This window comes from uncultured Mycobacterium sp. (assembly GCF_964249325.1).
Taxonomy (GTDB): domain Bacteria; phylum Actinomycetota; class Actinomycetes; order Mycobacteriales; family Mycobacteriaceae; genus Mycobacterium.
Genome location: NZ_CAXUCH010000395.1, coordinates 1 through 2,365, shown reverse-complemented (window position 1 = coordinate 2,365; position 2,365 = coordinate 1). Strand labels below are relative to the sequence as shown.

General features: G+C 68.8%; 3 protein-coding genes. 2 read left to right on the top strand and 1 reads right to left on the bottom strand.

Translation table 11 applies throughout. The annotated features are described in order from the left end of the window. On the bottom strand, positions 1-624 hold a 624-nt coding region (locus ACFE99_RS25005), incomplete at its 3' end, for a uracil-DNA glycosylase family protein (RefSeq protein WP_375489556.1). Positions 625-652: 28 nt separating this feature from the next. On the opposite strand from ACFE99_RS25005, the gene ACFE99_RS25000 reads away from it, so the two are divergent. After that, the gene (locus tag ACFE99_RS25000; RefSeq protein ID WP_375489554.1) at positions 653-1,900 is read left to right on the top strand and encodes an MFS transporter; all 1,248 of its coding nucleotides are present in this window, start codon (positions 653-655) and stop codon (positions 1,898-1,900) included. A gap of 9 nt (positions 1,901-1,909) precedes the next feature. Continuing rightward, positions 1,910-2,365 (top strand): FAD-binding oxidoreductase (locus ACFE99_RS24995; RefSeq protein ID WP_375489552.1); only part of this gene is annotated, 456 nt, incomplete at its 3' end.

Below are 2,365 nucleotides of genomic sequence, written 5' to 3'. Positions count from 1 at the left end.
GGCCAGCCGCCAGTCGGCATCCAGCCACGGCGCGCAGTTCGCCTGCTCGCCCGGTGTCGGCGCGTTGCCCGGCGGCGCGCACCGCACCGCGGCCACCCCCCGGGTGGCATTCAGCTGCAGGCCATCAGCGGCATCGACGCTGATCGGCGAGTTGGCCAGTCCGGCCCGGTGCAACGCGGCGAATAGCACGTCGCCGGAGCGGTCGCCGGTAAACACCCGCCCGGTGCGGTTGCCGCCATGCGCCGCCGGCGCCAGCCCGACCACCAACACCCGCGGACGTTCGGCACCCCAGCCCGGAATAGGCCTGCCCCAGTACGGTTCGGCGGCAAACGACCGCCGCTTGGTGATCGCAACGTGCTCGCGCCATTCCACCAGCCGCGGGCACGCGCGGCACACCGACACCACGGCGTCGAGCTCCGGCACTGTGTGGACGGCCTCGGCGAGCAAGACCACCTGGGCCGGCGTCGACGCCACCACAGTCTGGGAAGTCGCGGGATCGCCAGGCCAGCCGGTTCCGGGTGGCACCGGCGAGTCGAACAGCTCGGCGGTACGGGGATGGGCGAGGCTCACCGGTCCACTGTGCACGCCGGGGCACACCCGGTAAAAATCGCTCGCCGCCAGCATGGGTGCGCTGCTAAATTTCCCCAGTCTCATGTCCACCCCGTCGCGCCGACCGGCTTACCTCATCATGTTCGCGGCCCTGGCCGCCGCGGCTGCCAACGGTATCTCGCTGGTCGCTTTTCCCTGGCTGGTGTTGCAGCGCAACGGTAGCGCCGCCGACGCGTCGATCGTGGCCGGCGCCGCGTCGTTGCCGCTGCTGTTTTCTACGCTAATCGCAGGAACCGCGGTGGATTACCTTGGCCGACGGCGCATTTCGATTCTCTCCGATGTGCTGTCGGGCAGCACGGTAGCCGCGGTGCCAGTGCTGGCGATCACCGTGGGCCAGCGGAGCATCACCGTCGGGGTCCTCGCGGTGCTGGCCGCGCTGGGTGCGGCGTTCGATCCGGCAGGCATCACCGCGCGCGAATCGATGCTGCCCGAAGCCGCCGCGCAGGCCGGGTGGACGCTTGACCGCACCAACGGCCTCTACGAGGCAATCTTCAACGTCGCCTACATCGTCGGCCCCGGACTCGGTGGCATGCTCATCGCGACCATCGGCGGGGTCAACACGATGTGGGTGGCGGCCGGGGCGTTCGGCGTCTCCATTGCGGCGATCAGCATGCTGCGGTTGGCCGGCGCGGGTCCGCCGCCAGTTGGGGAACGCCCGGGCAGTCCATGGTCGGGGATGGTCGACGGGCTGCGGTTCGTGTGGAACATCAAAGTGCTTCGCACGCTGGCGCTGATCGACCTGGCGATGACCGGCCTGTATTTGCCGATGGAAAGCGTGCTGTTTCCGAAGTACTTCACCGATCGAAAGGAGCCCGCGCATCTTGGCTGGGTGCTGATGGCGCTCAGCATCGGTGGGTTGGCCGGTGCCTTGGCCTATCCGGTAGTGGTCCGGCGGCTGAGTCGACGGACCACGCTACTGGCCGCGACGTTGACGCTCGGCGTGTGCACTGCGTTGATCTCGTTCTTGCCTGCGCTGGCGGTGATCTTGGTGCTATGCGGGCTGATCGGTTTGGTCTACGGGCCGATCGCGCCGATCTACAACTACGCGATGCAAACCAGATCGCCGCCGCAGTTGCGGGGCCGCGTCGTCGGGGTCATGACCTCACTGGCTTATGCGGCCGGGCCGCTGGGTTTCGCGCTGGCGGGACCGCTGACCGACGCCGCCGGGTTGCGGACGACGTTTTTGGTGCTGGCCATCCCAATGACCCTGATGGGACTGGTGTCGCTGGGGCTGCCGTCGCTGCGAGACCTGGATCGCGCGCCGAAGCTGGTGGTCGATCCGAAACCGTAGGATCGGTCCGTGGGCGCGGATGTGTTGGCCAGCCTGATCGCCGAGCTGCCGGACGGCATGGTCGTCACGGACCCGGCGGTCACCGAGGGCTACCGGCAAGACCGCGCCTTCGACCCCTCCGCGGGCAAGCCGATGGCGGTAGTGCGGCCACGCCGCACCGCAGAGGTGCAGACCGTCATGCGCTGGGCCAGCACCCACCGGGTGCCGGTGGTGCCGCGCGGCGCGGGCACTGGTCTCTCGGGTGGGGCCACCGCGGTGGACGACGGAATTGTGCTGTCGACCGAGAAGATGCGTGACATTGTCGTCGACCCGGTCACCCGCACCGCGGTGTGCCAGCCCGGGCTACTCAACGCCGAGGTCAAAAAGACCGTCGCCGAATACGGGCTGTGGTATCCCCCGGACCCGTCGTCCTACGAGATCTGCAGCATTGGCGGCAACATCGCCACTAACGCCGGGGGGCTGTGC